The 665-nt window shown below is 66.8% G+C and carries 2 protein-coding genes; one reads left to right on the forward strand and one right to left on the reverse strand.

From position 1 onward, the window contains the following. The coding region (locus tag DMH01_RS42455; RefSeq protein WP_233621890.1) for a DUF5996 family protein at positions 1-392 on the reverse strand (392 nt) is incomplete at its 3' end. A gap of 92 nt (positions 393-484) precedes the next feature. On the opposite strand from DMH01_RS42455, the gene DMH01_RS42460 reads away from it, so the two are divergent. Next, positions 485-665 (forward strand): MerR family DNA-binding transcriptional regulator (locus DMH01_RS42460; RefSeq protein ID WP_125685097.1); only part of this gene is annotated, 181 nt, incomplete at its 3' end.

Genomic DNA, 665 nt, shown 5'->3' on the forward strand with positions numbered 1-665 from the left:
TCGGCGAACGGCGTCTCGTCCTCCAGGTCGTACGGGACCGCCCAGATCTCCGGCCGGATCCCCAGGTCGGCCAGCGTCTGGAAGAGCCGGGCCTGGAACGTGGCCACCGACAGCCCGACGAGGCTGAACTCCGCGCTGCGGCCGTCCAGCACGTCGATGACCAGGCGGTGGCGTACGAGGTCGACGTCCACGCAGAACAGCGGCTGCTCGGCGAGCCCGCCCATCGGCCGGGTGGTCAGGCCGCGCCCGGTCAGATGGAACGGCACCTGCCACCAGTGGTTACGCCGGTTACTCACCGTCAGTCGGATCTTGCCGACTATCTGCGCAAAGCGGTGGAAGGTCTCCTTGGTGTCGACCCACTCTTCGAGTGGCATAGCCGGAAAGAGCTCCATGTTCTCTATGGTAACTACGCTGTGTAATCAACCGTCAGGGGGTCGGACGCTACCATCCGACTTGAAGGGTGGTTCAAGTCGAGGAGCCGGGAATGCGGGACACGTTGATCGACATTGGCGAGGTGGCCAGGCGTACCGGGCTGGCCGCGTCCGCGCTGCGTTTCTACGAGCGCAAGGGGCTCATCGAGGCCGAGGGGCGCAACGGGCTGCGCCGCGTCTACCTGCCGGAGACGCTGGACCGGCTGGCGCTGATCACCTGCGCCCGTGACGCCG

The sequence above is a fragment of the Amycolatopsis sp. WAC 04182 genome (genome assembly GCF_003947465.1).
Lineage (GTDB): Bacteria > Actinomycetota > Actinomycetes > Mycobacteriales > Pseudonocardiaceae > Amycolatopsis.